The sequence below is a fragment of the Streptomyces hygroscopicus subsp. hygroscopicus genome (genome assembly GCF_001553455.1).
GTDB lineage: Bacteria > Actinomycetota > Actinomycetes > Streptomycetales > Streptomycetaceae > Streptomyces > Streptomyces hygroscopicus.
In genome coordinates this window covers 1-2728 of sequence record NZ_BBOX01000551.1, presented here as the reverse complement: position 1 = coordinate 2728, position 2728 = coordinate 1, and the positions used below count along the sequence as shown (strand labels likewise).

The window sequence follows — 2728 nt, the reverse complement described above, 5'->3', positions numbered from 1 at the left end:
CGGGTGACCGGCCGGCCGGGTCCGGGGCGCGCGCCGGGCCGGGCTCGGCGCCGCCCGCGCTCAGTGCCGCCCGCGCTCAGCGCCGCTGGCCGTAGCCGCTCAGCTTCTCCGCGGCCCGCCGCAGCTCGTCCGGCGGGATCAGGGAGGGGGTGCGGCCGGGGACGGAGACCGCGGTGAGCCAGACCCGGCACATCCATTCGAGCTGGGCGGTGCGGTCGTACGCCTGGTCCAGGGTGGCGCCGTGGACGACGGTGCCGTGGTTGCGCAGCAGGCAGCCGCTGCGGTCGCGCAGCGCCCCGAGCATGGCCGCGGCCAGTTCGTCCGTTCCGTAGAGCGCGTAGTCCGCGACGCGGACCGGGCCGCCGAGGGCGGCGGTCATGTAGTGGATCGCCGGGAGTTCGTCGACGAGCGTGGAGACGGCCGTGGCGTGGACGGCGTGGGTGTGGACCACGGCCTGGGCGTCGGTCTCGCGGTAGACGGCGAGGTGCATGGGCAGCTCGCTGGTGGGCGCGAGCGTCCCGAGGACCTGCTGTCCGTCGAGATCGACGGCGACGGCGTCCCGTGGGCCGAGCCGGTCGTAGGGCACACCGCTCGGGGTCACCAGGACGGTGTCGCCGACCCGGGCCGAGACATTGCCCGAGGTGCCGACGACCAGGCCGTCGGCGGTGGTCCTGCGGGCCGTTCTCACCACCTGCGTCCACGCCTGCCGCAGGGGATGGGTCAGCCGTGCCTGCGGCTGCCGCGGGGATTGCGACTGGGTCACCTGCCCTCACCTCCGTGGGCCCGATCCTCCCAGGCGCCCGGGGGCGGGGCGGCGGCGGGGCCGGACCGGGCGCGGGGGCCTGACCGTACGGGAGCCTGACCGTACGGGGGTGCCTGATCGTACGGGGTGCCTGACCGTACGGCGGACCCGCCCCGGGTCGAGCCTCCCTAGGCCGGGCGCGCGACCCGGGCGCCGGCGGACGGCTACGGCCGCGCTTCGTGGACGGCCGGCGACAGCCGGCCCCTAAGAGGTGACGGAGGGTGACCGGGCGGCCCCCGCGGCGCCGGGCCCCGGCCCCTCCCCAGCGGTCCCGATCAGCACTCAACCCCCTTGCGACACAGGTGAGTAGGCGGGAATTCACGGGGTTTTGACGAAACCGCAACCACGTCACTCCCACGCCTGACTCAGTTCACCTTCCGTTCACCCTGTTTCCTTACGTTCACCGAGGCACTATCGACCTTCGAACTGATTGACCGGGTGTATGGAACACATCACGCTTCTCATCGGGATCGTGATCGTCACGGCCTTGGTGTTCGACTTCACGAACGGCTTCCACGACACGGCTAACGCCATGGCCACCACCATCTCCACGGGAGCACTCGGTCCCAGGGTGGCGGTGGCGATGTCGGCCATCCTCAATCTCGTCGGCGCGTTCCTCTCCGTGGAGGTGGCCAAGACCATCTCCGGCGGGATCATCGACGAGGACTCCGGTATCCGACCCGAAGTGATCTTCGCCGGACTGATCGGCGCGATCCTGTGGAATCTGGTGACCTGGCTCGCCGGACTCCCCTCCAGCTCCTCCCACGCGCTGTTCGGCGGCCTCATCGGCGCCACCGTGGTCTCCGTCGGCCTGGACGGGGTCAACGGCGACGCGATCGTCATGAAGGTCCTGATCCCCGCCGTGGCCGCGCCGATCGTGGCCGGTATCGCCACGGTGGCCGCCACCCGGCTCACCTACCGGCTCGGCCGCGGCCGGGCCCCGGAGGACACCGCCAAGGGCTACCGCGCCGGGCAGATCGCCTCGGCCGCCCTGGTCTCCCTGGCCCACGGCACCAACGACGCCCAGAAGACGATGGGCGTCATCACCCTGGCGCTGGTCACCGGAGGCGTGGTGGCGCCGGACTCCGACCCGCCGCTGTGGGTCATCGTCTCGGCGGGCCTGGCCATAGCGCTCGGCACCTACCTGGGCGGCTGGCGCATCATCCGCACCATGGGCAAGGGCATCACCGACATCCAGCCGCCGCAGGGCTTCGCCGCCCAGACCGGCGCCGCGACGGTCATCCTCGCCTCCTCCCACATCGGCTTCGCGCTGTCCACCACCCAGGTCTGCTCCGGTGCCGTCATGGGCGCGGGCGTCGGCCGCAAGGGCGCGGTGGTGCGCTGGTCGACCGCGGGCCGCATGGTGATCGCCTGGGTGCTGACCCTGCCGGCCGCGGGTCTGGTGGCGGGCGGCGCCGCGCTGCTGGCCGACCAGGGGAACGCGGGGGTCACGGCGGTCGCCGTGCTCGCCGTCCTGGCCTGCGGGACGATCTGGGCGCTGTCGCGCCGCAAGCCCGTGGACCACACCAACGTCAACGAGGTCGGCACCCAGGAGCCGGTGGGCGCCGTCACGGCCGCCCTGCGGTCCGTGGCCCCGCCGCCCGCCGGTCCGGTGGGCTCCGCCGCCCCCGAGGGCGCCGCGGAGACCGCCACCGAGCGCGGCGTCCCCGGGACCGCGCCCGAGCCCGAGAAGACCCCTACCCCTACCCCTACCCCCGCCCCCGCCGCCGCCGCGGCGAGCGGCGCCAGCAGTTGAGGAGCCAGGAAACATGCACATCGACTGGGCGGCCCTCGGCCAGGTGTTCGGCGTCAGCCTCGTGGTGACGGTCGCCTTGGTGGGCGTCTTCACCCTGGGCATCGTCGGGACGTCCGGTAAGACGCGGCCGGAGCAGGGCGGCACGGCCGCCGTACCGGATGGTGCGGCGG

2 protein-coding genes are annotated in these 2728 nt (G+C 73.5%); one reads left to right on the top strand and one right to left on the bottom strand.

Translation table 11 applies throughout. From position 1 onward, the window contains the following. Positions 1-76: 76 nt before the first annotated feature. Positions 77-763, bottom strand: coding sequence for a class II aldolase/adducin family protein (locus AXW62_RS38515; protein WP_060948447.1), 687 nt, complete (start codon positions 761-763; stop codon positions 77-79). A gap of 481 nt (positions 764-1244) precedes the next feature. On the opposite strand from AXW62_RS38515, the gene AXW62_RS38510 reads away from it, so the two are divergent. After that, positions 1245-2558, top strand: coding sequence for an inorganic phosphate transporter (locus AXW62_RS38510; protein ID WP_060948446.1), 1314 nt, complete (start codon positions 1245-1247; stop codon positions 2556-2558). Positions 2559-2728: the final 170 nt, after the last annotated feature.

Bases quoted from the DNA above. Each gene is read 5' to 3' on its own strand.
- AXW62_RS38510 (WP_060948446.1), top strand. From the start codon at position 1,245: ATGGAACACATCACGCTTCTCATCGGGATCGTGATCGTCACGGCCTTG.